Origin of the sequence: Halonatronomonas betaini (genome assembly GCF_015666175.1) — a bacterium.
GTDB lineage: Bacteria > Bacillota > Halanaerobiia > Halanaerobiales > Halarsenatibacteraceae > Halonatronomonas > Halonatronomonas betaini.
Genome location: NZ_JADPIE010000003.1, coordinates 257,331 through 283,403 on the forward strand (window position 1 = coordinate 257,331; position 26,073 = coordinate 283,403).

The 26,073-nt window shown below is 32.7% G+C and carries 25 protein-coding genes; 2 read left to right on the forward strand and 23 right to left on the reverse strand.

What is annotated here, in order from left to right; translation table 11 throughout:
* Positions 1 to 20: 20 nt before the first annotated feature.
* The 6 genes from trmL to nth are packed head-to-tail and all read right to left on the reverse strand — an operon-like array spanning position 21 to position 5,760.
* Positions 21 to 506, reverse strand: a complete 486-nt coding sequence (gene trmL / locus I0Q91_RS06690; protein ID WP_270453656.1) for a tRNA (uridine(34)/cytosine(34)/5-carboxymethylaminomethyluridine(34)-2'-O)-methyltransferase TrmL — start codon at positions 504 to 506, stop codon at positions 21 to 23.
* 26 nt (positions 507 to 532) lie between these two features.
* Positions 533 to 2,596, reverse strand: a complete 2,064-nt coding sequence (locus tag I0Q91_RS14425) for a SpoIID/LytB domain-containing protein (protein ID WP_270453657.1) — start codon at positions 2,594 to 2,596, stop codon at positions 533 to 535.
* 23 nt (positions 2,597 to 2,619) lie between these two features.
* Positions 2,620 to 3,933, reverse strand: coding sequence for a PhoH family protein (locus I0Q91_RS06700; RefSeq protein ID WP_270453658.1), 1,314 nt, complete (start codon positions 3,931 to 3,933; stop codon positions 2,620 to 2,622).
* Between the two features lie 2 nt (positions 3,934 to 3,935).
* Positions 3,936 to 4,388: a PPC domain-containing DNA-binding protein gene (locus tag I0Q91_RS06705; protein WP_270453659.1), complete on the reverse strand. Its 453-nt coding sequence runs from the start codon at positions 4,386 to 4,388 to the stop codon at positions 3,936 to 3,938.
* 2 nt (positions 4,389 to 4,390) lie between these two features.
* Positions 4,391 to 5,110 (reverse strand): tetratricopeptide repeat protein, encoded by a 720-nt coding sequence (locus I0Q91_RS06710; protein ID WP_270453660.1) that lies wholly within the window; start codon positions 5,108 to 5,110, stop codon positions 4,391 to 4,393.
* Positions 5,111 to 5,115: 5 nt separating this feature from the next.
* Positions 5,116 to 5,760: an endonuclease III gene (gene nth / locus I0Q91_RS06715; RefSeq protein WP_270453661.1), complete on the reverse strand. Its 645-nt coding sequence runs from the start codon at positions 5,758 to 5,760 to the stop codon at positions 5,116 to 5,118.
* Positions 5,761 to 5,861: 101 nt separating this feature from the next.
* Between nth and I0Q91_RS06720 the strand changes: the two genes are divergently transcribed.
* The gene (locus I0Q91_RS06720) at positions 5,862 to 6,434 is read left to right on the forward strand and encodes a 5' nucleotidase, NT5C type (RefSeq protein WP_270453662.1); all 573 of its coding nucleotides are present in this window, start codon (positions 5,862 to 5,864) and stop codon (positions 6,432 to 6,434) included.
* On the opposite strand, the gene I0Q91_RS06725 is transcribed toward I0Q91_RS06720, so the two are convergent.
* The 7 genes from I0Q91_RS06725 to I0Q91_RS06755 all read right to left on the reverse strand — a co-directional run bounded on the left by I0Q91_RS06725 (position 6,422) and on the right by I0Q91_RS06755 (position 14,946).
* Positions 6,422 to 8,071 carry a nucleoside kinase gene (locus I0Q91_RS06725; protein ID WP_270453663.1) on the reverse strand — a complete coding sequence of 550 codons (1,650 nt, stop codon included), beginning with the start codon at positions 8,069 to 8,071 and terminating at the stop codon, positions 6,422 to 6,424. The genes I0Q91_RS06720 and I0Q91_RS06725 overlap by 13 nt on opposite strands.
* 22 nt (positions 8,072 to 8,093) lie before the next feature.
* Positions 8,094 to 9,050 (reverse strand): epoxyqueuosine reductase, encoded by a 957-nt coding sequence (locus I0Q91_RS06730; RefSeq protein ID WP_270453664.1) that lies wholly within the window; start codon positions 9,048 to 9,050, stop codon positions 8,094 to 8,096.
* Positions 9,051 to 9,063: 13 nt separating this feature from the next.
* Entirely contained in the window at positions 9,064 to 11,943 is a 2,880-nt protein-coding gene (locus I0Q91_RS06735; protein ID WP_270453665.1) for a UPF0182 family membrane protein, read from the reverse strand.
* A 17-nt stretch (positions 11,944 to 11,960) separates the two neighbouring features.
* Positions 11,961 to 12,689 carry a JAB domain-containing protein gene (locus tag I0Q91_RS06740; protein WP_270453666.1) on the reverse strand — a complete coding sequence of 243 codons (729 nt, stop codon included), beginning with the start codon at positions 12,687 to 12,689 and terminating at the stop codon, positions 11,961 to 11,963.
* A gap of 24 nt (positions 12,690 to 12,713) precedes the next feature.
* A complete protein-coding gene (locus I0Q91_RS06745; RefSeq protein WP_270453667.1) occupies positions 12,714 to 14,018 on the reverse strand; it encodes an amidohydrolase in 1,305 nt (434 codons plus the stop codon).
* A 24-nt stretch (positions 14,019 to 14,042) separates the two neighbouring features.
* A complete protein-coding gene (locus I0Q91_RS06750) occupies positions 14,043 to 14,342 on the reverse strand; it encodes a hypothetical protein (protein ID WP_270453668.1) in 300 nt (99 codons plus the stop codon).
* Between the two features lie 106 nt (positions 14,343 to 14,448).
* Positions 14,449 to 14,946 carry a ferritin gene (locus I0Q91_RS06755; protein ID WP_270453669.1) on the reverse strand — a complete coding sequence of 166 codons (498 nt, stop codon included), beginning with the start codon at positions 14,944 to 14,946 and terminating at the stop codon, positions 14,449 to 14,451.
* A 112-nt stretch (positions 14,947 to 15,058) separates the two neighbouring features.
* Between I0Q91_RS06755 and I0Q91_RS06760 the strand changes: the two genes are divergently transcribed.
* Positions 15,059 to 16,483, forward strand: a complete 1,425-nt coding sequence (locus I0Q91_RS06760; protein WP_270453670.1) for a deoxyribodipyrimidine photo-lyase — start codon at positions 15,059 to 15,061, stop codon at positions 16,481 to 16,483.
* Positions 16,484 to 16,575: 92 nt separating this feature from the next.
* Here the strand turns inward: I0Q91_RS06760 and I0Q91_RS06765 are convergent, their stop codons facing one another.
* The 10 genes from I0Q91_RS06765 to rnc all read right to left on the reverse strand — a co-directional run bounded on the left by I0Q91_RS06765 (position 16,576) and on the right by rnc (position 26,062).
* Positions 16,576 to 16,881: an HU family DNA-binding protein gene (locus I0Q91_RS06765; protein ID WP_270453671.1), complete on the reverse strand. Its 306-nt coding sequence runs from the start codon at positions 16,879 to 16,881 to the stop codon at positions 16,576 to 16,578.
* A 111-nt stretch (positions 16,882 to 16,992) separates the two neighbouring features.
* Entirely contained in the window at positions 16,993 to 17,994 is a 1,002-nt protein-coding gene (locus I0Q91_RS06770) for an NAD(P)H-dependent glycerol-3-phosphate dehydrogenase (protein WP_270453672.1), read from the reverse strand.
* Between the two features lie 14 nt (positions 17,995 to 18,008).
* Entirely contained in the window at positions 18,009 to 18,617 is a 609-nt protein-coding gene (gene plsY, locus I0Q91_RS06775; protein WP_270453673.1) for a glycerol-3-phosphate 1-O-acyltransferase PlsY, read from the reverse strand.
* A gap of 14 nt (positions 18,618 to 18,631) precedes the next feature.
* The gene (der, locus tag I0Q91_RS06780; protein WP_270453674.1) at positions 18,632 to 19,948 is read right to left on the reverse strand and encodes a ribosome biogenesis GTPase Der; all 1,317 of its coding nucleotides are present in this window, start codon (positions 19,946 to 19,948) and stop codon (positions 18,632 to 18,634) included.
* A complete protein-coding gene (locus I0Q91_RS06785) occupies positions 19,917 to 21,239 on the reverse strand; it encodes a DUF512 domain-containing protein (RefSeq protein ID WP_270453675.1) in 1,323 nt (440 codons plus the stop codon). The genes der and I0Q91_RS06785 overlap by 32 nt, the downstream gene beginning before the upstream one ends.
* A 121-nt stretch (positions 21,240 to 21,360) precedes the next feature.
* A complete protein-coding gene (locus I0Q91_RS06790) occupies positions 21,361 to 23,610 on the reverse strand; it encodes a bifunctional 4-hydroxy-3-methylbut-2-enyl diphosphate reductase/30S ribosomal protein S1 (RefSeq protein WP_270453676.1) in 2,250 nt (749 codons plus the stop codon).
* A gap of 85 nt (positions 23,611 to 23,695) precedes the next feature.
* A complete protein-coding gene (locus I0Q91_RS06795; RefSeq protein WP_270453678.1) occupies positions 23,696 to 24,283 on the reverse strand; it encodes a lysophospholipid acyltransferase family protein in 588 nt (195 codons plus the stop codon).
* A 1-nt stretch (position 24,284) separates the two neighbouring features.
* Positions 24,285 to 24,956 (reverse strand): (d)CMP kinase, encoded by a 672-nt coding sequence (gene cmk / locus I0Q91_RS06800; RefSeq protein WP_270453679.1) that lies wholly within the window; start codon positions 24,954 to 24,956, stop codon positions 24,285 to 24,287.
* Between the two features lie 20 nt (positions 24,957 to 24,976).
* Positions 24,977 to 25,330 (reverse strand): chorismate mutase, encoded by a 354-nt coding sequence (aroH, locus tag I0Q91_RS06805; RefSeq protein ID WP_270453680.1) that lies wholly within the window; start codon positions 25,328 to 25,330, stop codon positions 24,977 to 24,979.
* Between the two features lie 3 nt (positions 25,331 to 25,333).
* Positions 25,334 to 26,062, reverse strand: a complete 729-nt coding sequence (gene rnc, locus I0Q91_RS06810; protein WP_270453681.1) for a ribonuclease III — start codon at positions 26,060 to 26,062, stop codon at positions 25,334 to 25,336.
* Positions 26,063 to 26,073 lie beyond the last annotated feature (11 nt).

Sequence of the window (26,073 nt, forward strand, 5' to 3'; positions counted from 1 at the left end):
TATTATATTCTCTAATACTTCTAAAATTCCTGCATAAACTTCCCTCTTTTTTGGAATCCAGGAAAATCTAGCTGTCTGTAAGCTTCATATAATACAATTGCAACTGAATTAGCCAGATTTAATGATCTGGCATAATCCCTCATTGGAATTCTTAAAGATGATGGCAGATTTTCTTTAATAAAATCCTCTGGCAGACCGGCTGTCTCCTTGCCAAAGATCAAAAACTCATCTCCAGAAAACCTTTCTTCAGTATATGACTTGGCTGCTTTTGTTGAAAATAAAAATAATTTGTCATCCCTATGCTTACTGAGAAAATCCTCAAAGGATTCATGGACTCTAATATCCAATTCATCCCAATAATCCAGGCCTGCCCTCTTTAAATATTTATCATCTATAGAAAATCCTAAAGGTTTAACCAAATGCAAAGTAGAACCGGTAACTGCGCAAGTTCTTGCAATGTTACCGGTATTTTGAGGTATTCGTGGTTCAACTAATACTACATTCAATTTTTATCACTCCATCTTGATTTTCGTTAATAAGCTTCTTCAATTGTCACATCATCATAGAAATGTGTAAATATTGCTCTATGATTATAACCCTCTGTCGCCATCCCTGCACTGGCAGTCTGATCAAAGCCAACTCCATGACCCCAGCCGGCACCAAAGAGTACTGCTCTCTCTAAATAGCCATCACTATCAAATGATTTATTTATAATAAAATTATTGCTTCTGAGTCCACCTAATCTGCTCCTGATTGTGTCCCCACTAAAGCTAACTCTATCATTTTCACCAATTATATCCAGACTTCTTATATAACCTGAAGGTGTTCTTTCAGTTATTTCAATATCTTTAATTTTCCCGAGATCATAATTATCTATAAGATCTGATAACTGCAATTCCCAGGTCCAGCGATAAGCATTTCTGCTGGCAAATGGCGATCTTCCAGAATAACTCTCAGGACTGGTCATTAAAAAATCTCTTAATTCTGCAGGCAATAATGGAAATTCATATTCATTATTAGAAACAGTACTTACTCCCTGCAAATACTCTCTTTCTCCACCCCAGACGTTTCCGCTGGCTTCAGTATGGCCTCCACTATTTGCACTAAAAACAGCATCTATTACCTGACCATTATGTTTTCCAACCTCACCAGTTGTAGCCAGAACAGCTTGAGTAGTTCTATCATTTTCACTATTTATACCTCTATAAACAGCACAATGAACTGTTGCACACAGATCATAACCATCTGCAGCATGCTTTCTTCCAATCTGGAACATAGCATAACTTCTAGCAGCAACAGCCTGAGCTCTCAAGGCTTCCTGAGGCCAACTAGCTGGCATTTCTGCAGGCACAACAGATATAAGATATTCCTCTAAATTCACTCGATTAATTACATTAAAATTATGGGGACTTGTTTTGCTTATCTTCATTTCCCCACGATATTGTCTATCTTCCTGATTGGCCCAAAAGTATCCACTACCATACTGAACCTCATATAAAAGAATACTTCCATTCTCATTTTCAGGCTTAATAATTAAATCTCCATCAAATTGAAATTCTTTGACAAGAAAACCTCTTCTCTTAATAGATATCCTATTAGTACGCTGTTCAATAGACCATTCCCTGTATGCATCGCCACCATCTAAAATAACATTCCCTTCACCATCAACTATTTTAAAGTCTGAATCGACTTGAAACCTTAAATTATTGACATCATTAATCAAACCAATATCTACATCAGGAGTTGATTCCCTAACCTCAATTGGTCTAACATCTCTCCAGGAAGGCTCAGGAATTTCTCTATCTGGGTCCGGTCTTAATTCAGGATATTTTTCTCTCAATGTATCAGCCCGTTGCCTGGCATAGCTTTCTTCGACTCCAACTCGAATACTTCTCTGCCAGTATTGAAATGCCTGATAATGATCTCCCATTTCTTCATACCCTCTTGCAATAGTAGGTAAAAGATAAGTTAAAGAAGTATCTCTTGTAAATGCCTCTTCATAATTTCTAGCCGCTTGAACAATATCACCTGTGCTCTCTGCTATTTCTCCAATCCCAATGTAATATTTAATATAACTTGAATCAAAATATATGCCCTTTTGAAATCTATCAATAGCGTTTGTATAATCACCTGTTTTCATAGAATTTAATCCTGAAAAATAGTATAAGTGATTTATATAATTCTCATTACCATTAAATCTATTCTCATATTCATCAAATATTTCAATAAATTTCTCTTCAGCATCATCATACCAGCCAGCATTAAATAAAGCTATTGCGTTTTCTAAAATAGCTTTATATCCATCTTTAAAGGACTCAGCTTCTTGAAAATTATTTAAGGCAGCTTCCTGCTCTCCTTTTTCAAGATAAATTATTGCTAAATTCCTATAAATATCATATTCACTTATTTCTTTATTTAATTCATTATCTGAATTACTTTCAATTTCATCTAGTAATTCTTCTAGCCTCTCGATTGCTTCCTCATATTGCCCATTATAATAATATTCTTTAACATTATCTAAGGCATACCCTGAAAGACTAAATGTTAAAGTTATTAAAATTATTGTAATAACTGCTACTACTATCTTCTTAAACACTAACTGAGTCCTCCTTTTATTGTCTATAACATTTCACTGGCTATTCTGGCTAATTCAGATCTTTCTCCCTTTTCAAGCATGATATGACCTGTAATATCTATCTCTCTTAACCTGTAAGCAAGATAAGTTAAACCATTATTCTGTTTATCCAGAAATGGATTATCAATCTGGAATGGATCGCCAGTTAATATAATTTTAGAATTTTTACCCACTCTGGTTATAATAGTTTTAACTTCATGCTTGGATAGGTTTTGGGCCTCATCTATTATTATAAACTGATCAGGTACAGATCGTCCTCTAATATATGTCAGCGGCTCAATTTGAATCCTATCTTTTTCAACTAATTTATTAAAAGTAATATCAGAACTCTTATTCTGTTTCAAAATATAATCTAAATTATCAAAGATTGGCTGCATCCATGGCTGAAGTTTATCTTCTTTTGTACCGGGTAAAAAACCAATATCCTTACCCATTGGTACAACCGGCCTTGCAACTAAAATTCTATTGTATTTTTCCTCTTTTAAAACTTTTTCTAACCCAGCAGCCAGTGCCAGTAAAGTTTTACCTGTTCCAGCTTTACCAGCTAAAGTTATCAGTTCAACCTCATCTCTTAGCAGAATTTCCATAGCCATAGTTTGTTCCCGGTTTAATGGTTTAATCCCTAATGCATTTCTCTTGTCATTTCTCAATTTAACCAGCTTATCATTTTCAATAATACCTAAAGCTGATTGTTTAGAGCCTTCACCTGGTGTATTTAAATTAATGAATTCATTAGGATAAAATTCAATTTCGCTATCTATATCTTCAATACTTAAATTACCGTTTTGATAAAATTGATCTATCTTATTGCCACTAATTTCACACTGAGTATAACCAGTATATAAGTCTTCATCTGTTAATCTATCTGCCTTATGCATTTCAGCTTTTAAACCGAAAGCATCAGCTATTAATCTTAAATTTATATCATTAGAAACCAGGATAACTTCCTTATCACTATTTTTTTTCAAATGTATGGCAGCATTAATTATTCTATTATCCATTTTATCTAAACTAATATTTTGAGGCAGTTCTCTTTTGTGGCCATTTATTACAACCCTTAAAACTCCGCCACCTTCAAGCTTTACACCTTCATCAAGTCGTCCCTTCTCTCTTAAATCTTCTAACAATCTTGAAGTTTCTCTGGCATTATATCCTAAATCAGATGACTTATTCTTTTGATCATCTATCTCCTCTAAAACAGCCATTGGAATAATTACATCATTATCCTCAAAAGAAAATATAGATCTTGGATTCATTAACAATACATTGGTATCAAGAACAAATATTTTTTTTGCCATCGCTACACTTCCCATAAAGAAAGGCCACTTTCAGGCTCCTCAACTCTTACCTGTGGTTCACCAATAAATTCTTGAATAATAGTCTCTGCTACATATATCTCCGAGCCCTCAGCAAGATGACCTCCATAAGACCTGCCTTCTGAATCAGTTATAATTATATGAGCATGGATAAAGGGCTCACCATCAAGCATAGAAATATTCCCCTGACAGTGAGCTATCTCAACCCCTGCATCAAATTCATGGTAATAATAGTTTCTATCATTTTGATTAAAATATCCTATTTTTGCATTTCTAAGCGCTCCTAAAACCTTTACCTGTCCTGAGCGAATCCCGGCTTCTTTAATCAGGTCAGTTAGACTATTTAATAAATCTTCTCCTCTTGGTAAGCGTCCCTTTAAAACCTGACCTGGCTCATAATTATTAAAACCTTGAAATCTATCGTCCTTTAGTTTCATTACTATTCCCCCTGGATTCTATTAAGATTATTTTCAGCTCTCGTAAAATCTGGATCAATTTCCAGTGCAGCTTCAAATGCTTCAACAGCTTCAGCTTCTGCACCTGTATTTAGTAAAGCCAGTCCATAATTATTATAAATATAGGCTTCACCTGGTTCTAATGCAACTGCCTCTCCCAGATACTCTACAGCTTCTTCATATCTCCCATCTTCTAATAAGAGCAAACCTAAATTATTATAGAGATATGGATTATCACCATACTCAATTCCTTCAAGATAAGCAGCCTCTGATGATTCAAGCTCTCCCTTGCTAGAATAAATTAACCCTAATAAATTATGATACTGAGTATCTAAAATATCACCATCAAAATCAGTTAAAATTTCATAAGCTGTTTCATAAGCTTCTGACCTGTATAATGCCCTTGTATAATTAACAACTGTCCTGTAATCATCAGGTCTCAATTCATATGCATTCTCAAAATAAGGTATGGCAGTTTCTGGTTGACCAATATTATTATAACTAAGCCCTGCAAAATAATATGCCTGCCAGCTTTCTTCTCCCTCATCAATTAAATCACTAAAAACAGAGGCAGCATTTTCATATTCAGCATTATTAAAATACTCCATTGCCTGGTTTAAAGATGCACCTTCAATTTGTGAACTCATGCCTACCATTAAAACAACTGCAAGAGCAAAGACAATAATTAAATTTCTTTTTTTCATTTTAATTACCCTCCTTTCTTTTGATAGTAATTGCAATAATTTTTTAACCGACATATCTCACATTTAGGACTTCTAGCCTTACAAACTTCTCTACCATGAAATATTAGCCAGTGATGCATGTCAGCCCACAATTCTTCAGGAATAAGATCTTTTAACTGTTCTTCAACCTCTTCCACTCTGTCACTACTTGCTAGACCTAACCTATTAGAAACTCTAAAAACATGAGTATCAACAGGAAAAGCCGGAGTTGAAAAAGCACCAACTAAAACAACACTTGCTGTTTTTCTGCCAACACCAGGTAATTTCAATAAATCCGAGAAATTTCTTGGCACCTGACCATCAAAATCAGCTAAAATAATTCTGCTGCTTTCCACAATAAACTTACTCTTATTTCTATAAAGACCAATAGATTTAATTTTATCTGCTAATTCATTTGGACTTAATCTTGCAAAATCATCTGGGCTATCATATTCTTTAAAAAGCTCTTCAGTTACTTTATTAACCTGTACATCTGTCGTCTGAGCAGATAAGATAGTTGCCACTAACAATTCAAATGGCGAGTCATGATTTAATTCTGTTTCTGGCGCAGGGTATTTATCACCTAAAATATCAATTACAAAATTTAATTTCTCATCTAAATTTTTTTCCATTACATACACCTCTTCTAAACCATTATACTACTTTATACTGGAATTTTAAATGAAACCATGTTAATATATTTTTAATACACAATTAACAGGAGGTTTTAATATTGTATAAGTTCGGATTTGATATTGATGGAGTTTTAACTAATGAAGGCGATAATGATAATAATATCTGGCATAAAACTTTTATAGATCATTTTGGTGATAAAGTAAAAAAGGTTTCTGATAGTTATGATTTCAGAGAAGCTTATAACCTTCCAGATTCTGATATAATCGATTTCCTCAATGAAAATAAAGAAAAAATATTTTCCTCAGTACCACCTTATCAGGAAGCTATTGAGTTTTTGAATAGACTTAAAGAGCAGGGCCATAAAATAATCTTAATAACTGCCCGCCACGAAGAATTTAGAGATGTTACAGAAAAATGGCTGAGTAGAAATAACTTTTCTTATGATAAATTATATCATGATGAAAATAAAGCTCCTCTAGCTCTAAATGAAAATTTGGAAATATTTGTTGACGATCATCGAGACAATGTTAGAGATATTAAATCAGTCGGTATCCCAGCCCTTTTATTTACAAGAAGCCATAATTTAAATGCAAGCGAAGATGAATATACGGCTAGAGTTAGTAACTGGCAGGAAATCAAAGACTATATCAAAAACTATTATCTTCGATAAGAATTTCCACCAATAAATTCTCTTAAAACAGAAATCGGCGGTATAGTTAATTCTGGCATTGGAACTATTGGTTCTACCAATTCTTTTAAACGAACAGCTTCGTAATATGCCGGGCTTGATTTATCAATTCTATCTAGTAAAGGTATTAGATGCTTTTTTAGAACAGCCAGTTCATAAATTAATGCTGAATTAAATATTACATCAGCATTTTCTTGATAGGGGAAGATATTTTTCTCTTCTCCTTTTCTTACTTTTGGCCACCAGTCAATTGTTGTCTCTGCATCATGTCCTCTATATTTATGGTCTCTAACTATTCTTCTGATAAACCTGGTATCAGATGTTGGTATTCGATTATGATAATCCATATTTAACTGGGTAAGTGCACTTACATAAATTTTATATTTATGATTTTTAGGAATAACCTCTGTTAACCTCTCATTTAATCCATGTATACCTTCAATCAAAATTGGTTGATCATCTTCAATCTGCAAGTAATTCCCATTATATTCTCTCTTGCCAGTTTCAAAATTATATTCAGGGAGTTCCACCCTTTCACCTTGCAATAATCTTAATAAATGGTCATTAAATAATTCTAAATCAATAGCTTCAAGTGCTTCAAAATCTAAGTTTCCATCTTTATCAAGTGGAGTCTCATCTCTATTAACAAAATAATCATCTATTGAAATGTTAACAGGCTTTAAACCATCTATCCTTAAATGAGTCGCCAGCCGGTGAGAGAATGTTGTTTTCCCAGACGACGATGGTCCAGCTATTAATATTACTCTCCTTGTATCTATCTCATCATATATATTATCAGCAATTTTAGTAATATTTTTTTCATGAATAGCTTCAGATATTCTAATTAATTCTTCACCATCATCTTCTCTAATTATATTATTTAAATCATTTACATATCCAACCCCAATTATTTCACCTAATCTCTCATAATCAATAAATATATTGGCTAATTTAGGCGAATCAACAAACTCAGGAACCTTACCTGAATCTATCTGCTGAGGGAATAATAGAACAAAACCAGGTAATGAATAATGCAGATCAAATTTATCTAAGTATCTGGTGCTCGGAAGTAATTCATAATAAAAATAATCATAATAACCATCAAGATTATACACTTCAACCTTCTCACCATCAGGCTTTTCTGATAATATATCTATTTTATCCTGAAATCCCTGATCCTGATAAATCTCAATTAATTCATTTTTATCCATCAATTCTTTTTTTATCTCAATATCTTTTTCAACGTACTTACTCATTCTAATTTTTAGTTTTTTTAAATCATGTCTGGTTAAAGGCTTACCTTTAAAAATCTCACAATAGATTCCATTACTCAAAGAATGTTCTATCTTTAATCTGGAATCAGGAAATAACTCATAAACTGCTTTTGCAAGCAATAAGAAGAGACTTCTTCGATATATTCTATTACCTAATTCTTCCCCTCTACTAATACTTTTAATCTCTATATCATCTTCAGGTATAAAATTTAATCTTACCAGTTCATTTTCTACAACAGCTGCTACAAATTTATTATTAGGAAGGTCTGTTTTTGAAAAAATTTCGCTTAGTTCCATACCCTTTGGAAAACTATATTTTTCTCCATCTATAACTAAATCCAGCATATAATTAAAGCCCCCTTGGTAACTAATTCATTTTATTATATAGACTCAAATAATGTTCAATTATTGGAGAATTTGATACTTCAAGTTTATCAACAATATTATTATATTGCCTATTTTTAATATTCGACAAATTAATTAATAAATTCCTAACTAAAACTCTATTTCCACGCCAGCTAAATGCATAGTCATTATATATCTTCTTTTTTTCAAGATATGAATTAATAACCCATTCAGGATCTATTTCTTTAATGCCAGTCCATTCTTTAGCTGTTTCATTTCTTATATTTTTAGCAGTTTTAGTGTTATTATAAGGGCAAACCTGCTGACAGATATCACAGCCCCAAAAATTATTGCTAATTAATTTATCCTGTGAGCGGCCTAAGACACCTTTTTTCTGAGTAAGATAACTTATACATTTTTCCTTATATAACTTAGGAATTCCATCTTCTAAATATAATGCTTTACCTGGGCAATGCTTCTGACAGAGTTTACAGCTATCGCAACATATTTTATCACTATTTAAATGATTAATTTCAATCTTAATATTTACAGCCATTAAACCAATAAAAGAGTAAGTGCCTATCTCAGGATTAATTAAAAGTGTATTATAACCTATTTCCCCAAGTCCAGCTTCATAGGCTAGCTTTTTCTCAGGTAAAAAATGGTTATCAACACCAATCCACAACAATTTTGATTCAATATTATTAACTAAAGCATTAGCCAATAAATTAATTTTATCTTTTAATATATTATGATAGTCTATTCCCCTTGCATATTTAGAAAGCTTTAACTTATATCCTAAATCACCAAACACTGGAGGTAATAGTTCCGGATAAGGTTGTAAAAATACCAAAAGAGAGCCGGCATCTTTTAATTGCCGGCTATAATCTCTTTTGTATTTTATCAGCAAATTCTCTGGAAGTATTCCAACCTTTAACCCTGCTGATTTTACCTTTTCTAGCCAATTATTTATTCTCATTTAAATCAACCTATTATTGAGAAACTTCTAATTCTCTTAGAAGCTCTTCAAGTCTATCCATCTGCTGGCCATAACTCTGCCAGTCTCCCTGCTGTATAGCTTGCTGAGCCTGGTTATATACATTTATAATCTCATTAATTAGTTCTGGATCTTCAATATCATCAATTTCAACTGGATCCGGTTCTGGATCTTCAGTTGGATCAACAGTATCTTCCATCTCTTCCATCTCTTCTAATTCTTCAGGTGATGGTTCGATCTCTTCAACAGGATCAGCATCCACATCAATGCCAACATCAGCTAATCCTTCATCTTCAAGTTCTTCTTCATCTAATTCTTGAGTTGGTTCAGCTTCACCAAAAACAACATCTAATGCATCGAGTAAAGTCTCTTCCATTGCTATCATATCATTATATCCCACTATTACTCTTCTTAATTCTGGTAGAGCACCTGCTTCAGCCTGTAAAAAGATTGGCTCAATATATACTATCGAGTTTTCTACAGGTAAAACAAGTAAGTTTCCTCTAATAACCCTGGATCCTTGCTGATCCCATAAACTGAGCAATTGAGAAATATATGCATTTTGATCTATTCTAGATTCAATCTGAGAAGGACCATAGACTAATTCTCCTCTTGGGAAGTTAAATAATTTTATCTCTCCATAATTTTCTCCATCAGATCTGGCAGCCATCCAGGCAACCATATTATTTCTATTTGCTGGAGTAAATGGAATCATTAAAGTAAACTCAACATTTTCTTCTCCTGGCAATCTAGTCGAAATATAATAAGGTTCTACAGGAATAGTGCTTCCAGCATAATTTTCATTTGGAATATCCCAGACATCTTCCTGGTTGTAAAATACAGTTGGGTTCTCCATATGATACCTTTTAAAGACCTCTGCCTGTATTGAAAATAGATCAGCTGGATATCTTACATGAGGTCTTAAGCTTTCAGGCATTTCATCAAGGCTTTTAAATAAACCTGGGAATATATTAGAATACGTATTTACAATTGGATCGTCTTCTTCAGCAATATAGAAATCAACATCTCCTTCGTATGCATCAACAACAACCTTAACTGAATTTCTAATATAATTTATATTTTGATTGATAGGTTCTGAATAAGGATATCTATTTGAGAATGTATAAGCATCCTGAATCCAGTAAATCTTGCCATCTGCAACAACAGGATATGGATCATCATCTAACTCTAAAAATGGTGCAATCTTATTAACTCTCTCCTGAATATTTCTATCAAACATCATTCTTGAATCTGGAGATATATCATCAGCAAGCATTATTCTTATATCATTAAATCTCATACTAAATAATGCTCTTTTAAGATAACCATCCAATTGAACTCCACCATTTCCAGAATAATTGGTATAGACATTAGTTCCACCATCAGGATAATGAAATTCTTCTTCAAGGTTATTTACAATAACATATTCAGCAGTGCTCTCTCCATAATAAACAGAAGGATTATCCAGAACCAGATCAGTATCGGTTCTAGGTGGAATATCCTCTATAAACATTTCTGGCAATCCCTGAGCAGTACTAGCGCTAACATCAGCCATTGCAACACCCATACCATGAGTATATTTCAACCGCTGGTTAACCCAGGTCTGTGCCTGTGGATTAAGACCAGACTGATTCATCTCTCTAACAGATAGTAAAACCTGCTTATATTCATCATCAATTATATAACGATCAATATCAACATCCATAAAACTATAATATTGCCTTAATTCCTGTAACTGACTAAAAGTTGTTTGTATTGGCCTTGGATCCCACAATCTTACATTATTAAAGATTTCAGGATTATTATCGACATCTTCTCTTGTCAATTCATTATCTAAATCAAATCTAGTTGTTTCAACTTCATCCAGATTATAAGCTTGCTGAGTCATATTAATATTATATTCTATATATGGAGTCTCTCTTCCCAGCTCATTCGGCTCAACCTGAAATCTTTGCACAAATCCAGGATATACATTCAATAATAAAACAGATGCAATAATCCAAACACCGACTACACCAGCTATCAACTTATATTTCTTCTTAAACAGGCTAAATATAGCTAAACCGGTTAAGAGGATTACTAATACCATTAATATTCTTAATCCTGGTAATGTGGCATTTATATCGGTATAACTTGCACCAAAGGCCACTCCCCTATCAGAATACATTAACTCATACATCTGTAATCTATAATCAATAGCCTTAGTTATAAGATATAAGATTAAAAGAATTATCAAGTGGTTTTTAGCACTTTTTGATAAATTAAATTTTAAGTTATTTATATCTATTGAATTAATCCCTGAAGATAAAAGATAAATTAAACCAACTACAAAAATAGTAAAGATTATTATAATTACAGCTATTTCTCTAAATAATTCAAATACTGGCAAAGAGAATAAATAAAAAGAAACATCCCTACCAAATATAGGATCAACCTGACCAGTTGGAGATTGATTTATAAATTTCAATATAGTTTCCCAATTAGCTGCTCCAATATTAGAAAATATTACCCCTATAAAAATAGAGATCCCTAAAAATAAATACTTTAATCGCTGCAAATTCAGCCAATTTAATATAGGTATTTCTCTGTCAGGAAATATAGATTGAACCCGATCATTATTGGACATATTTATTAAATACATTAAATCATTTTTAGTATACCTCAGGTTAATATAAAAGAATAAAAATACTATTAAACCAACAGCAACTCTCATTCCAATCTGAGCTATAATCCTGGTAAAATAGGCATTTAGATAGCCTAATTCTCCAAACCATAGAATATCAGTGAAAAACCTGCTTCCAATTGCTAAAATAGCTAGTATTAATACTAGTATTCCTAAAACACTGAAGATAAATATTTTCCTTTTATTTGTCATTTACTTATCAGTCCCAATTATATAAGATTAAGTTTCTTAAAACTATAAAACTGATTCCCATCAACGTGCAATCTATCTTTAAATTTAATTCCTAAAATTGCCCCAGCCTGTCTCAATCTATTTACTTTCATTATCTCTTCCCGTTCTGGCGATTTAATATTTATATCTAAATTATCGATAATATAAATCATACATTCATCTTCAACATTTAAAGCCTGCTCAAAAACTTCCTTGGGATTTAAAGATAAATCATAATCAGTTCCTGGCCCCATAAGTTTCCAGCCCTTTAAAATCCTATATCTATCTAAAGTTACAACTAAAGCTCTTTCATTTTTTGATTCATTAATCAGGTTAAATAGCTTGATTAATTGACTCTCTTGATAAAAAGGAGTCTTTAAAAAATCTCTTTCAGATTCTTTCTCTGGATTATAACATTTTGATAACAAGCAGTCTATATTTTTAATATCTTTTAATTCCCTATAAAAATCAATAACCTCATCAGTACTAAACTCAGAATCTAAAGAAAGTTCCTGAGTAAAATTTTTAGGGAGTTTCTTATTATCAACTTTTAATAATGGATGATCGGATTCTAATATCTGGTATTGCAATTCTCTTGAACAGGGACATCTAAATGCAACAAAACCGAGCCCATTCAACCTTCCAATATCTTTAGTGAATTCACCAACACCAAGAATTTCAATTTCACCATCAAATTTTCCACATTTTAAACAGGCAATTTCGGTCATGTTTCTGCCCCCTTTCATAATTATTTACTCTGATAATCTATCAGCTCTATTAGCTACTTCATCATATACTTTATCTTCATCCAGAGTTTTCAATTCCCTATTTTCCATAATTAATCTACCATCTATGATTACAGTATCAACATCTCTTCCGCTCCCTGCATAAAATATATTGGATAAAGAATTATAATCCGGGGTATATGCAGGTTTATTATGAGTATTTATCAATATTACATCTGCTTTTTTACCTTCTTTTAGTTCACCAATTTCAGCATTCCCTAAAGCCTTTGCTCCATTTGTTGTTACAATTTCTAAAATATTATTTAAAGGTATTACAGTTGGATCATTATTTACAGCTTTTTGCAGGTAAGAAGCCAGCCTGACATCATGAATTAGGTCTAAACCATTATTGCTTGCAACCCCATCTGTACCCAGACTCACATTAATACCAGCATCTAAAAGTTCTTTGAGTCTAATAATTCCACTACCTAATTTCATATTACTTGCTGGGTTATGAGATATATGAACATTATTTTCAGCTAAAATCTTAATATCATTATCACTTAAATGAACTCCATGGGCTGCTAGAGTATGATAATTAAATAAACCGATTTCATCAAGGTATTGCACTGGAGTCTTCCCAGAATCATTAACTAAATCATCTACCTCTTCTTTTGTTTCAGCAACATGAATATGAATCATACTATTATATTTATCAGCAATTTTCATAACTTCTTTTAAATAATCTTCACTGCAGGTATAGGGAGAATGAGGTGCTAGATTAATTTTAACACGATTATTTAAATATCCATCGTACATTTCAATTAATCTCACAGATTCTTCTAAACCCTTTTCTCCATCATTTTCTTCTATTAAACCATAACCTAAATCTGCCCTAATCCCGCTCTCTCTAACAGCATCAATTACTCGATCTGTTGCAAAATACATATCATTAAATGTTGTCACACCATTTTTTATCATTTCAATAATAGCTAATTTAGTTCCCCAGTAAATATCCTCTTCATTCATTCGGCTCTCAAAGGGCCAGATCTTTTCAGTAAGCCAGGTATGCAACTTATAATCATCTGCATATCCCCTCAAAAGATTCATGCCTGCATGTGTATGGGTATTAATCAGACCAGGTAAAACAAGCATTCCTGTAGCATCAATAATTTCAACATCTTCTCTATCCTTAATTATACCATAATCTTCATCATTAATACTACCTATTTTTTCAATCTTATCCCCTTCTAATAAAATATATCCATTTTTGATGCCCTCATTATTGCTTGAAGTACCAAAAGCCTCTTTAAAATTATCAATCAATATCATATTAATTCCCCCGGACTGTCAATTTTATTTTAACAATTCACCATTATCACACTCACTGGTTATAATTTGATAGCTTTTATCAAAGAAAATCTCTAAATGGATTTTATTATAACAATCTGGACAAACAATATATTTCTTTAACATATAATTTCCAGGTTGATCATCTTCATAAACAGTTGCTATATCATATGTCTTTAAAACTTTTATTTCATTGATATTTTTGCATTTGTTACATTTAACCTTAAAAGCAAGCATCTTATCCTTATCATCTGTCGAGCCGCTAAATAAACCTTTAATTATTTCTATAATTTTCAGAATAATCACCCCAAATTTATTTATATGTATATAAGTAATTATAACTGATATACCTGCCCTAATCAAGTAAAGCCAGGCATAAATGCCTGGCTCACATGATTATATTATTTAAGAATTAATGTCCTTTTCTTGCGCCTAATTCTTTATCAAGCATATATATGCCTGTATTGGTATCTCCAACTTTTTCGAATTTATCTAAAATCTCATTAACAGTATCTTCTTCTTCAACCTGTTCGTCAACAAACCAGTTTAAGAACACTTCAGTTGCATAATCGTCATGTTCTCTTGCCAGTGAAACTAAATTATTAATTCTGTCACTGATATATTCTTCATGTTCCAGTGCTGCTTCAAATACAGCCTGTGGTGAATCCCATTCAAAAGGTGGCTCTGAAATTGCTGCTAATTTAACTCTTCCTCCACGTTCATTAATAAAATCATAAAATTTACGTGCATGTTCTTGCTCTTCTAAAGCCTGCATATCCATCCAGGCAGCAAATCCTGGGAAACCTTCCTCTTCAAACATTGCAGCCATTGCCTGATAAATATAAGCAGATTCTAACTCAGCATTCAATTGATCGTTTAAAGCTTCTAAAATTTCTTTTTTTAACTCCATTTTTTATGCCTCCTATTTTATTAAATAATCTTCAAATTGGAAAATCTATTAATTCCTGATATAATCATATCGTATTTAAAATATTTTTCAAGCCTAAATAGGAGGAATTCTTATGAAATCAGAAAATATTATTAATAAAATCAATTTGGATAAAGATTATTATAGTATTTTAAGTAATCGAGAAATAAATAAAAAAAATGATTATGTTTTATACTGGATGCAGGGTAGCCAGAGATTATCAGATAATAGAGCACTTTCAGTCTCTGCTAAAGTAGCCAATCAGTTAAATAAAAAATTATATATTATCTTTAATTTTGTTTCAGATTATCCTGAAGCTAATTATCGTCATTATTCATTTATGTATGATGGCATAAAAGAAATTTATGAAAATCTAAAAGAACCAGGTATTAGATTTATAGTAACCAAAGGAGACATTGTTACAAATATTAAAAAGTGGGCTGATAGGTCAGCAATTACATTTGTAGATAAGGGTTATTTAAAACCTCAACGAAACTGGAGAAATTCACTAAATGAAAAAATTAATGTGCCGTTAGTTGAAATTGCAACTAACACAGTAGTCCCTATCCAAAAAGTTTCTAATAAAGAAGAATACGCCGCTTATACAATCCGAAATAAGATTAATAAATATGTGGATGAAGAATTATTTATCTGGAATCTACCTGAGTTAAATAACAAATGCAATCTAGATCATATTGAGCCTGAAAATTTCACAGATAAAGATGCTTTTTTATCTTCATTAAAACTAAATAATGATCTACCTGAAATCAGCAGTTTTACTGGAGGTTATTCTCAGGCTAAGCTTAAATTAAAAAGTTTTATTGATAATAACCTTAAAGATTATCAGGAAAATAGTAACGATCCAGATTTAAATATTCAATCAAATCTAAGTCCTTATCTTCATTTTGGACAAATTTCTCCTAGAGAAATAGCTTTATTAGTAAAAGATGAGGCTGAATTAAATCCTGCTATTAATCCTGAAGATTTCTTAGAACAGCTAATAGTCAGAAGAGAATTAAGTTTTAATTTTGTCTATTATAATAAGTTGTATGATAGCTATCCAGGAGCACTCCCTGATTGGGCAAAAAAGTCTTTAGAAATTCATGCTGATGACCCAAGAGATTATATATATTCCAAATCAGATTTTGAAAATGCTAAAACCCATGATTATTACTGGAATGCTGCTCAACTGGAACATATATATACCGGTAAAATCCATAATTATATGAGAATGTACTGGGGCAAAAAAATACTTGAATGGTCACCTGACCCTGAATCAGCCTTTAATCTTGCTCTTTATTTAAATAATAAATATAGCCTTGATGGTAGAGACCCTAATTCTTATGCCGGTGTAGCCTGGTGTTTTGGAAAACATGATAGAGCCTGGCAGGAAAGGTCTGTATTTGGTAAAACTAGATACATGAATCAAAATGGCTTAAAACGAAAATTCAGTATGGATGAATATATAAAAAGAATCAAAAAGATATCTGGTCTTTCTAAAATTAAAGGTGATAAATAATTAAAGAGGGGCAATTGCCCCTCTTTAATCAATATAATATAGTTTATTAGCAATATGTATTGCTAAATTTATTGCTAGATATAAATGCGGTATTATTGATCTTTAACTGACTCTTTGAAAGTTTTACCTGCTCTAAAAGTAGGTACCTTTCTTGCAGGAATTTTAATGGTTTCTTCAGGGTTCTGAGGATTCCTGCCCTGTCTTGCTTTGCGATCTTTAACTTCAAAGCTTCCAAAACCAATAATCTGTACATTATCTCTAGTTTCCTGGTCTTTTTCTGCTTCTTCTGTTAAATAATCCATGATTGAATCAAAGGTAGTATTAACAATCTCATTACAATCTTTTTTAGTGTGCCCAGTCTTTTCAGCAACCAAATCAATTAATTCAGTCTTAGTCATTGTCTCACCTCCTCATAAAATTATTACTTACTTACTCTTATTCTTGATATATCATAAAACTCCTGCTTAAATCAGAAAAAAATTCATTTAAATCACTAATATTTTAATAAATTAGCTGATTTCAGTCTTAATTTCCCTATTCATAAGGTCATCAACAGCTTTTAAAGGATCTTTATCCTCAAATAAAACCTCATAAATTTCTTCTGTTATAGGCATTTCTGTCTTAACTTTTCCACCTTTTTTGGCTAAAATAACAGATCTTGTAGTTTTTATTCCCTCTACAACCTGGCCAACTTCTCTTTCGGCCTCATCAATACTTAAACCCTGACCAATTTTATAACCAAAACTCCTATTCCTGCTGTGTTCACTGGTGCAGGTAACAACCAGGTCTCCTAATCCAGATAAACCAGAAAAAGTTGCCTTATTGGCTCCTAGTTCAACTCCAAATCTGCTTATTTCTGTTAGCCCTCTGGTTATTAAGGCAGCAATAGAATTATCTCCATAACCAAGTCCAGCGACTATACCTGATGCCAGAGCAATAATATTCTTAATTGCACCACCTAATTCAACCCCGACTATATCCGGGTTAGTATAGGCTCTAAATCTAATATTACTCATAGCTTTTTGAACTACTTTTGCAGACTCCATATCTTTAGATGCCACAACTGCTGCTGTTGGTTTATCAAGAATTACTTCTTCAGCATGGGTTGGCCCTGATAAAACTGTAATAGTATTGGCCAGTTCTTCAGATATTATCTCACTATTTGTTAAAAAACTATCCTCATCTATACCTTTGGCAGTAGATACAACAATGGCATCCTTACTAATATATTTTTTTACTTTTCTAGAAACTTCCCTGGTGGCTGAAGTCGGGACTGAAATAAAAACTATATCCTTATTAGATACAGCCTCTTTAAGATCATTAGTTGGAATAATAAAATCAGATAATTTATAATCAGGGAAGTAATCCTTATTCCTGCCTGTCTTAATCATTTCATTTACCTGCTCAGCTCTCTTGGCATATAAATAAACGTTAAAATTATTCTTTGTTAAATTTTCAGCAATAGCAGTTCCCCAGCTGCCTCCACCTATTACTGCAATCTTTTTAGTCATAATAACACCTCAAATTATTTTTCTTTGCTGGAACCTAAACTTATTGGTTTTTCTTCTCCTTTAAGCAACCTTTTTATATTTTCTCTATGAGTATATAAAACAAATAAAAACAATAAAAATGCCATAAATGTTTCGATTCCAGAACCAGTTAAAAACCAGATAGAAATAGGTAAAGACCCAATTCCAATAATTGAAGCCAGTGAAACTATCTTAATGGTAAAGGCAATACTCAACCAGATTATAGCTAGAATTAAAAAACTAATAAAATTCAATCCTAAAATAACACCAAATGTAGTTGCCACGCCTTTTCCACCATCAAACTTAAGAAACACTGACCAATCATGCCCTATTATAGCAAAAAATCCAATTATGAAAATAAGATATTCAGGACTATCATAAAGGATATTTCTTCCAATCATTACCGGGAGAAACCCTTTGAAAATATCAATCAATGCTACTGCCGCTCCCATTTTGAACCCTAACTTTCTGGCAACATTTGTAGCTCCAACATTTCCACTTCCATAATCCCTGATATCAACATTTAAAATTGCTTTTGTAAATAAATATCCAGTTGGAATCGAACCAATTAAATAAGCAACTAAAATAAGAACAAAGAATGCCATCAAATCACTCCATCTTAATTTCTTTTCCTAAATTTTATATCAAGTGAAGTTCCAATAAACCCAAAGTTTTCTCTAAGACTATTATCAAGATATCTCTGGTAAGCAAAATGAACTAATTCAGGATCATTAACAAAAACAATAAATGTTGGGGGCCTCACAGAAGTCTGTGTTGCATAATAAATCTTAAGCCTCTTACCTTTATAAGCAGGTGGTTGCCTTAATTCTACAGCCTCCTGTATAACTTCATTTAATAATCCAGTTTTAACTCTCATAGATGCCTGGTCAAATACATATTCCATTAAATTTAATACTTCTTCAACTCTCTGCCCTGTTTTCGCAGATATAAAAGAAACAGGAGCATAATTTAAAAATTTAAGCTGATAATAAATTTCATCTCTATATTCCTGACTGGTATAAGTATCTTTTTCTATCATATCCCACTTATTCACTGCTAAAACAACAGGCTTACCTGCATCATGAACATAACCAACAATCTTTTTATCCTGGTCAGTAACTCCTTCATTAGCGTCAATCATCATTAAAACCACGTCTGCTCTTTCAATAGCATTTATAGCTCTTAAATTACTGTAATATTCAACAGACCAATCAACCTTTGATTTCCTTCTTAAACCGGCTGTGTCTATTAAATTAAATTTTCTATCTTTAAACTCAAATAAAGTATCAACGGCATCCCTTGTTGTTCCTGGTTGCGGGCTAACTAACACCCTTTCACTTCCCATTAAATAATTAACAAAAGAAGATTTTCCAACATTAGGTTTACCGACAATAGCCACATCTAAAATATCATCTTCATCTTTTTCCTCTTCTATCTCTTCAGGTAATTTTTCAACAATCTTCTCATAAAGATCACCAACATTTTTTCCATGCTCAGCAGAAATTGGTAAAACATCTTCAAAACCTAATGAGAAAAATTCCCAGGGTTCTTCTCCTTTAACAAATTGATCAACTTTATTAACAACAACAATTACCTCTTTTTTTGATCTTCTCAGCAACTCTGCAATTTCTTCATCCTGTGGAGTCATTCCAGTGCGATCATCAACCACAAATAAAATCAGATCAGATTCAGATATTGCCTGCTTTGCTTGAAATAAAACCTTAGATTTAATTCCCTTGTCTGAACCAGGTTCAATTCCTCCAGTATCAACAACAACAAAATCTCTTCCCTGCCAGGAACTATTTCCATAAATCCTATCTCGGGTCAAATTTGGTGTTCCTTCAACAATGGCCTGTCTTCTTCCAATAAATCTATTAAATAATGTTGATTTACCAACATTAGCTCTACCCACTATTGCAACAATCGGTCGTCCCATCAAAAATCACCTCCAAAATTTCTTTTATCTCACTAGCCTTACATATTCTATCATAATCTAATGTATTTTTAAAATCTTTTATACCATAATCATCTAAAGTTAAACCATTGTCATTGAAAATTATATCTGGTAAGATCAAAATCCCGGAATTTCCATCATCTGATAAGCCATAGAATATATCCTCAGCGGCAAGTAAACCAGTTACTGTAACTCCGCCACCTAAATATTTATTTTTAATAACCTCTACCTTAATATTTTCTGATAAGCTGTTAATTTCCTTCCAAAAACTTTTTAAAGCAAGCCATCCTAACTCAGATGTTATAATTGTAATCTCCTCATTAATTTCCAGATCTCTATTATCATATATATCTTTAATTTCTTTATAATTATCAAGCTCTAATCTGGTCATACCAATTCCATTTTCTAACTGTGGAAATTCATTATAATGATCTTTTTCAGGTATATTTTTATCAGATATTAAATAAAATTCATCAGATAAGTAAATATAATTATATCCCTCTTGCTCAATTAATTTTTTTTGCCACTTACCAGTAATATTAATTACCTCTTCAGCAGACTCCTTATCATATGAATTTAAATCAGGTAAATTATCTCTATGACCAGTTAATCCAACTGGAACAATTCCTATAGATTCAACATTTTCAGCAAGGCCTGTCAGGTCTTTTAAACTTCTCTCTAATTCTTTACCATCATTTATCCCTGGAATTAAAACTAATTGAAGATGAAAATGTATCCCGGCTTCTGAAAGCTCTCTTAAATCTTCCATAATTCTTCCTGCCCTGGGATTACACATTAATTCTTCTCTAAGTTCAGGATTGGTTGCATGAACGGAAACATAAAGTGGCGATAACTTTTCTCTTTTTATCCTCTCAAATTCATAATCTTTTAGATTAGTTAAAGTAATAAAACTTCCCTGTAAAAAAGAAAAACGATAATCATCATCTTTTTTAACCAGAGTTTCTCTGCTCCCTGAAGGCTGTTGATCAACAAAACAAAATATACATTTATTTTTGCAATTTTTTAAGCCATCAAAAACAATCTCAGAAAATCCTATACCAGAATCTTCATTTTCTAAAGTTAAACACACATTTTTAATTTTATCATCATCAGAATCGATATATTTTATTCTTAATTCTTCATTAAGGGATAAAAACAAATAATCGATATAATCCCTTAATTCCTCACTATTTATACTTATTATATCATCACCGGCTTTTAAACCAGCTTTATCAGCTGGTGAATCCGGTCTGATATATGCAATTTCAGCCATAATCTAACCTCCGTAACTTGATAATACCATATATAATAGGCTGAAGCAACAATTAATAAAAAATAAAAAGGACCTGCCTTAGTCAAGACAGATCCCTTTAGCATTCTGAATTAATCGTTGATTACTGCTCATCATCATCCATTAATGATTTTAAGTCGCCTAATCTTTCGCCAATTGTGGCGCCAGAAGGCATTTCTTCTTCAGATTTATCTGATTTATCATCTGAAGAACTACCTTTACTATCATTACTTGAGCTGGATGAAGAAACAGTCTTTTCTTTTTCTTCAGGTTCTTCAAGCTCTTTAATACTTAATCCAACTCGCTTCTGTTCAGGATCAATATTAATTATTTTGGCTTCTCTTTCTTCATCAACAGAAACCACTTCATCAGCAGTTTTTACATGACGATGTGAAAGTTGGGAAATATGAATTAAACCTTCAATACCTTCTTCAACTTCCATGAAAGCTCCAAAATCAACAATTTTGGTGACTTTACCCTCAATAACTTCACCTTCATAATGTTTGCGGGCAAACTCTTCCCATGGGTCTGGAAGTAATTGTTTGTATCCGAGAGAAATTCTTTCATTTTCTCTGTCAACTTCGAGAACCTTAACTTTAACTTCCTGGCCTTCCTCTAATACTGAAGAAGGATGATCTATTCTACCCCAGGACATTTCAGAAATATGGAGAAGACCTTCAATCCCTCCAATATCAACAAAAGCACCAAAATCAACAAGCTTAGTTACTGTACCTGTTAGCTCCTGGCCTTTTTCAAGGTTTTCAAGAGTTTCTACTTTGGCTTCTGCTCTTTCCTCTTCCATAACTTTCTTGGCAGATAGAACAACATTATTATTATTTCTATCAACTTCAATAACTTTTAATCTTAAAGTTTGACCAACAAAGTCTGAAAGATCTTCAACATAACCGATTGAAACATGTGAAGCAGGGATAAAGCCTCTTAAGCCAACATCGGCTACAAGACCACCTTTAACTTCTTTTTTGACCTCAGCTTCAATAACTTCATCATTTTCATGAATCTTTTCAATTTCATCCCAGGCTACTTCCTGGTCAGCTCTTTTTTTAGAAAGAATCATGTTACCCTCGTCATCTTCAAGAGTTAAAATGACAACTTTTATTTCTTCATCTAATGATACTTCATCATGAGGATCAGAAACATCACTATTACTTAATTCCCTTAAAGGAATGAAACCATCAGTTTTATAATTAACGTCAACATAGACGCCCTGATCATTTATTTCAACAACAGTACCTTCTACAGTCTGACCTTTTTCAAGGTTAGCTATATCATTATCACTGTATTGAAAAACTTCTTCCTCTTCTGATTCCTCGGTTTCTTCAACCTCATCAGTTTCAGACTGTTCAGCTTCATCAGTTTCAGTTTCTTCAGAAGCTTCAACTTCCTCAACCTCTGGTTCCTCTTTAGTTTCAATCACCTCATCATTCTCTTCCTTTTTTTCTAATTCTTCAATCTCTTCTTGTTCTTTTTCTTCAATTTCTAAGTCTTTTTTCTCTTCACTCATTGCCTGAATGACCTCCTTTATTAACCAATCTGGGGTCGATGCCCCAGCTGTAATACCTATTTTATTTATATTTTCCAGCCAACTCCATTCAATATCTTCAGCTGTTTCTATGTGATATGTTGGAGTTCCTGTATTTGAACAAATTTCTGCTAATCTATTTGTATTGGCACTATTGAAGCCACCAATTACAAACATTATTTCAACATCATCAGCTAAATTTTCAGCGCCTGACTGTCTTACCTGGGTTGTATTACAAATAGTATTATAAATCTTTAATTCTTTAACCCTATTTAATAATAAACCAATCAGTTCCTTAAAAGATGCAGGCGACTTTGTCGTTTGAGCAACAATACCAACCTTGCTTTGCAGATCAATTTCATCAAGATCATTTTTATCTTCAACAATTAAGGCTTTATAATCAGTAGCTCCTAAAATTCCTTTTACTTCAGGATGATCCTGATCTCCATAAATAAGAGTTTGATAACCTTCTTCCATTAGAAGTTGAGCATTTTTTTGTGCCTTTTTGACATAAGGGCAGGTAGCATCTAAGATTGTCAAACCTTTATTTTCAGCTTGTTCAATCGTCTTTGGCTCAACTCCGTGGGAGCGAATAATTATTACACCAGAATCAATTTCACTGAGATCCTCCACAGATCTGATTCCAAGTTCTTCTAATTTTTCAACAACCTGTGGATTATGAATTATTGGTCCCAGAGTGTAGACCTTGATATCACTTTCATCTTGAACTGCTTCCATAGCCATATCGATAGCTCTCTTAACACCAAAACAGAAGCCGGCTTCTTCAGCAGTTGTTATCTCCAGAACCTTCACCCCCTTTCAAATCTCAACCTTGCCCTTTTATACTTTTCTCTATTCATTGTATAATTCCTGCTTATAAACAGAAATTTTTCTAAATTTATTCATTCACCAGAGAAATAATTTCAGACATTACTTCATTAGCGACTTTCTCTCGTTCTTCTTTGTCTAGCTTTTTACCAAAATATTCATCTAGAATTAAAGGCTCACCGATATTAACTCTAGGCGTGCCTTTTCTTTTAATATTTTTAATACCAATTGGTAAAATTGGAGATTTAGCCATAATTGCTAGCATTACAGAGCCAGAGTGTGGTTCACCTGGCGAACCTTCTGGATAGCGGGTGCCTTCTGGAAAAATACCTAAAACCTGATCATTCCTTAAAATTTTGATAGCTTTCCGGAAAGCTCTACTATCGCCTGTACCTCTTTTTAATGGAAAAGCCCCCAGTTTTTTTAAAATAGCACCAGCAATTTTATTTTCAAATAATTCAGCCTTGGCCATATAATGTATCTTCCGAGGTAAGATAGATCCAATCAATGGCGGGTCTAAATAAGAAATATGATTTGACATAACAACCAGCGGCCCTGATTCAGGTATATTTTCTCTGCCCTTAACTTCAACCCTCATTATAAATTTAGCATATAAATTAAATATACCGCTTGCAGCTTTATAAAATAAATCAGCCAAATCAACCGCCACCTTCCAGCAGAGATATTATTCTATCTGCTACTTCTTCAGGAGTTAAATCATCAGATATTATCTTATGAGCATCATCGGCTTCTTTTAAAGGGGAATGCTCCCTGTTTGAATCTTTTTCATCTCTAATTTTAATTTTTTCCTCAACCTCAGCCATATCAATATCAATTTCTCTCTCCACTAAATCATAATACCTTCTTTTTGCTCTTTCTTCAAGTGTTGCAGTCAAAAAAATTTTTAAATCTGCATCAGGAAGAACTCTAGTACCTATATCTCGTCCATCCATAACAACATTATTATTTCCTGCAAGCTCTCTTTGCTTTTCTAACATAATCTCCCTAACTTCAGGAATAGAAGCCACCTTAGAAACATTATTATCAACTTCAACTGATCGTATTTCATCAGTTAAATCCCTGGAATTAACAAAAACCAAAACATTACCATCTTTATCAGGTGTGGAAAAATCAATCGATATATCTCTAGCTATTTTAATTATTATATCGTTATCTTCCATTATAACATCTTTTTCTAATGCAAGAAAGGTCACTGCCCTATACATGGCACCTGTATCAATATATTTAAAATTTAATTTAGTAGCTATAATCTTTGCAACAGTCGATTTCCCGGCCCCTGAGGGGCCATCAATTGCTATTGTTTCTGCCATATATCTCATCCTCTCAATAACTAATCAATCAAATCAGGTCTTAAATTAGCAGCTTCATTTAAGTAAATATGCTTTACATCCCTGCTATTTGGCCTTTCTAAATAAATCAACAGCCTTATTGTATGATCTAAAGCTCCAGTTATTTCAGGTTCTAAAGAACTAAATAGAGGTATCCTGTCATAACCTAAATCTCTAAAAGCTTTAGCTGGGTAATAACTTTTAATATCCGATGTTGTGGAGAAAGTTATACTTATGACTTCTGATTCATTTATCGTATTACTGGACCATATTTCTTTGATTAGCTCTCTAACAGCATTTTGTACAGATTCTTTATTATCCTCTTTTATTGTAGTAGCGCCTCTAATAGCAAGCATTAATCAACCACCATCTCTTCCTTCAATTTCACCCAGGTTTATCAGAGCACTCTTTGCAGCTTTTTGTTCTGCTCCTTTTTTTGTAGACCCGCTACCTTTTCCTAATCTCTCACCATTTAATAGAACTTCCATTTTAAACTCCTTATTGTGATCAGGACCAAGCTCTTCAATGATTTTATACTCTGGTCTTTTATCAGAATTTTGTTGCACATATTCCTGTAATACCGTCTTGAAATCCTTATTATATTCACCAGTCTTTACTAGCTCAATATCTTCATCAAAAAAATCATTTATAAATCTCTTTGCTTTTTCAAAACCCTGATCAAGATAAATTGCTCCAAAAATTGCTTCCAGGGCATCAGCAAGAATTGAATCTCTCTTTCTGCCGCCAGTCATTTCTTCACCACGACCTAATAAAAGATGACCACTCAGCTCAATATCTCTAGCTTTTCTTGCCAGTGTTACTGAACTTACTAAAATAGCTCTCATTTTAGCAAGACCACCTTCAGGCATCTCACCATAATCTTCAAAAATTTTTGTAGCAATTGAGAGGCCAAGAACCGAATCTCCCAGGAACTCAAGCCTCTCATTATTATTTAATGATAGATCAGGGTTTTCATTTGGGAAAGATTTATGTGTTATAGCTTTTAGCAGAAGTGATTTATCATTAAATTCAATTTTTAATTTTTCTTCTAGTTGATAAATACCTGCTTTTAGCATAATATCTTCCATTACTATACTCA

Excerpts from the sequence above, each read along its gene's own strand:
- I0Q91_RS06700 (WP_270453658.1), bottom strand. The coding sequence starts at position 3,933 with ATGGCAAAAAAAATATTTGTTCTTGATACCAATGTATTGTTAATGAAT.
- I0Q91_RS06705 (WP_270453659.1), bottom strand. The coding sequence starts at position 4,388 with ATGAAACTAAAGGACGATAGATTTCAAGGTTTTAATAATTATGAGCCA.
- I0Q91_RS06710 (WP_270453660.1), bottom strand. The coding sequence starts at position 5,110 with ATGAAAAAAAGAAATTTAATTATTGTCTTTGCTCTTGCAGTTGTTTTA.
- nth (WP_270453661.1), bottom strand. The coding sequence starts at position 5,760 with ATGGAAAAAAATTTAGATGAGAAATTAAATTTTGTAATTGATATTTTA.
- I0Q91_RS06725 (WP_270453663.1), bottom strand. The coding sequence starts at position 8,071 with ATGCTGGATTTAGTTATAGATGGAGAAAAATATAGTTTTCCAAAGGGT.
- I0Q91_RS06730 (WP_270453664.1), bottom strand. The coding sequence starts at position 9,050 with ATGAGAATAAATAATTGGCTAGAAAAGGTAAAATCAGCAGGGTTAAAG.
- I0Q91_RS06735 (WP_270453665.1), bottom strand. The coding sequence starts at position 11,943 with ATGACAAATAAAAGGAAAATATTTATCTTCAGTGTTTTAGGAATACTA.
- I0Q91_RS06740 (WP_270453666.1), bottom strand. The coding sequence starts at position 12,689 with ATGACCGAAATTGCCTGTTTAAAATGTGGAAAATTTGATGGTGAAATT.
- I0Q91_RS06745 (WP_270453667.1), bottom strand. The coding sequence starts at position 14,018 with ATGATATTGATTGATAATTTTAAAGAGGCTTTTGGTACTTCAAGCAAT.
- I0Q91_RS06755 (WP_270453669.1), bottom strand. The coding sequence starts at position 14,946 with ATGGAGTTAAAAAAAGAAATTTTAGAAGCTTTAAACGATCAATTGAAT.
- I0Q91_RS06760 (WP_270453670.1), top strand. The coding sequence starts at position 15,059 with ATGAAATCAGAAAATATTATTAATAAAATCAATTTGGATAAAGATTAT.
- I0Q91_RS06765 (WP_270453671.1), bottom strand. The coding sequence starts at position 16,881 with ATGACTAAGACTGAATTAATTGATTTGGTTGCTGAAAAGACTGGGCAC.
- I0Q91_RS06770 (WP_270453672.1), bottom strand. The coding sequence starts at position 17,994 with ATGACTAAAAAGATTGCAGTAATAGGTGGAGGCAGCTGGGGAACTGCT.
- plsY (WP_270453673.1), bottom strand. The coding sequence starts at position 18,617 with ATGGCATTCTTTGTTCTTATTTTAGTTGCTTATTTAATTGGTTCGATT.
- der (WP_270453674.1), bottom strand. The coding sequence starts at position 19,948 with ATGGGACGACCGATTGTTGCAATAGTGGGTAGAGCTAATGTTGGTAAA.
- I0Q91_RS06785 (WP_270453675.1), bottom strand. The coding sequence starts at position 21,239 with ATGGCTGAAATTGCATATATCAGACCGGATTCACCAGCTGATAAAGCT.
- cmk (WP_270453679.1), bottom strand. The coding sequence starts at position 24,956 with ATGGCAGAAACAATAGCAATTGATGGCCCCTCAGGGGCCGGGAAATCG.
- aroH (WP_270453680.1), bottom strand. The coding sequence starts at position 25,330 with ATGCTTGCTATTAGAGGCGCTACTACAATAAAAGAGGATAATAAAGAA.
- rnc (WP_270453681.1), bottom strand. The coding sequence starts at position 26,062 with ATGGAAGATATTATGCTAAAAGCAGGTATTTATCAACTAGAAGAAAAA.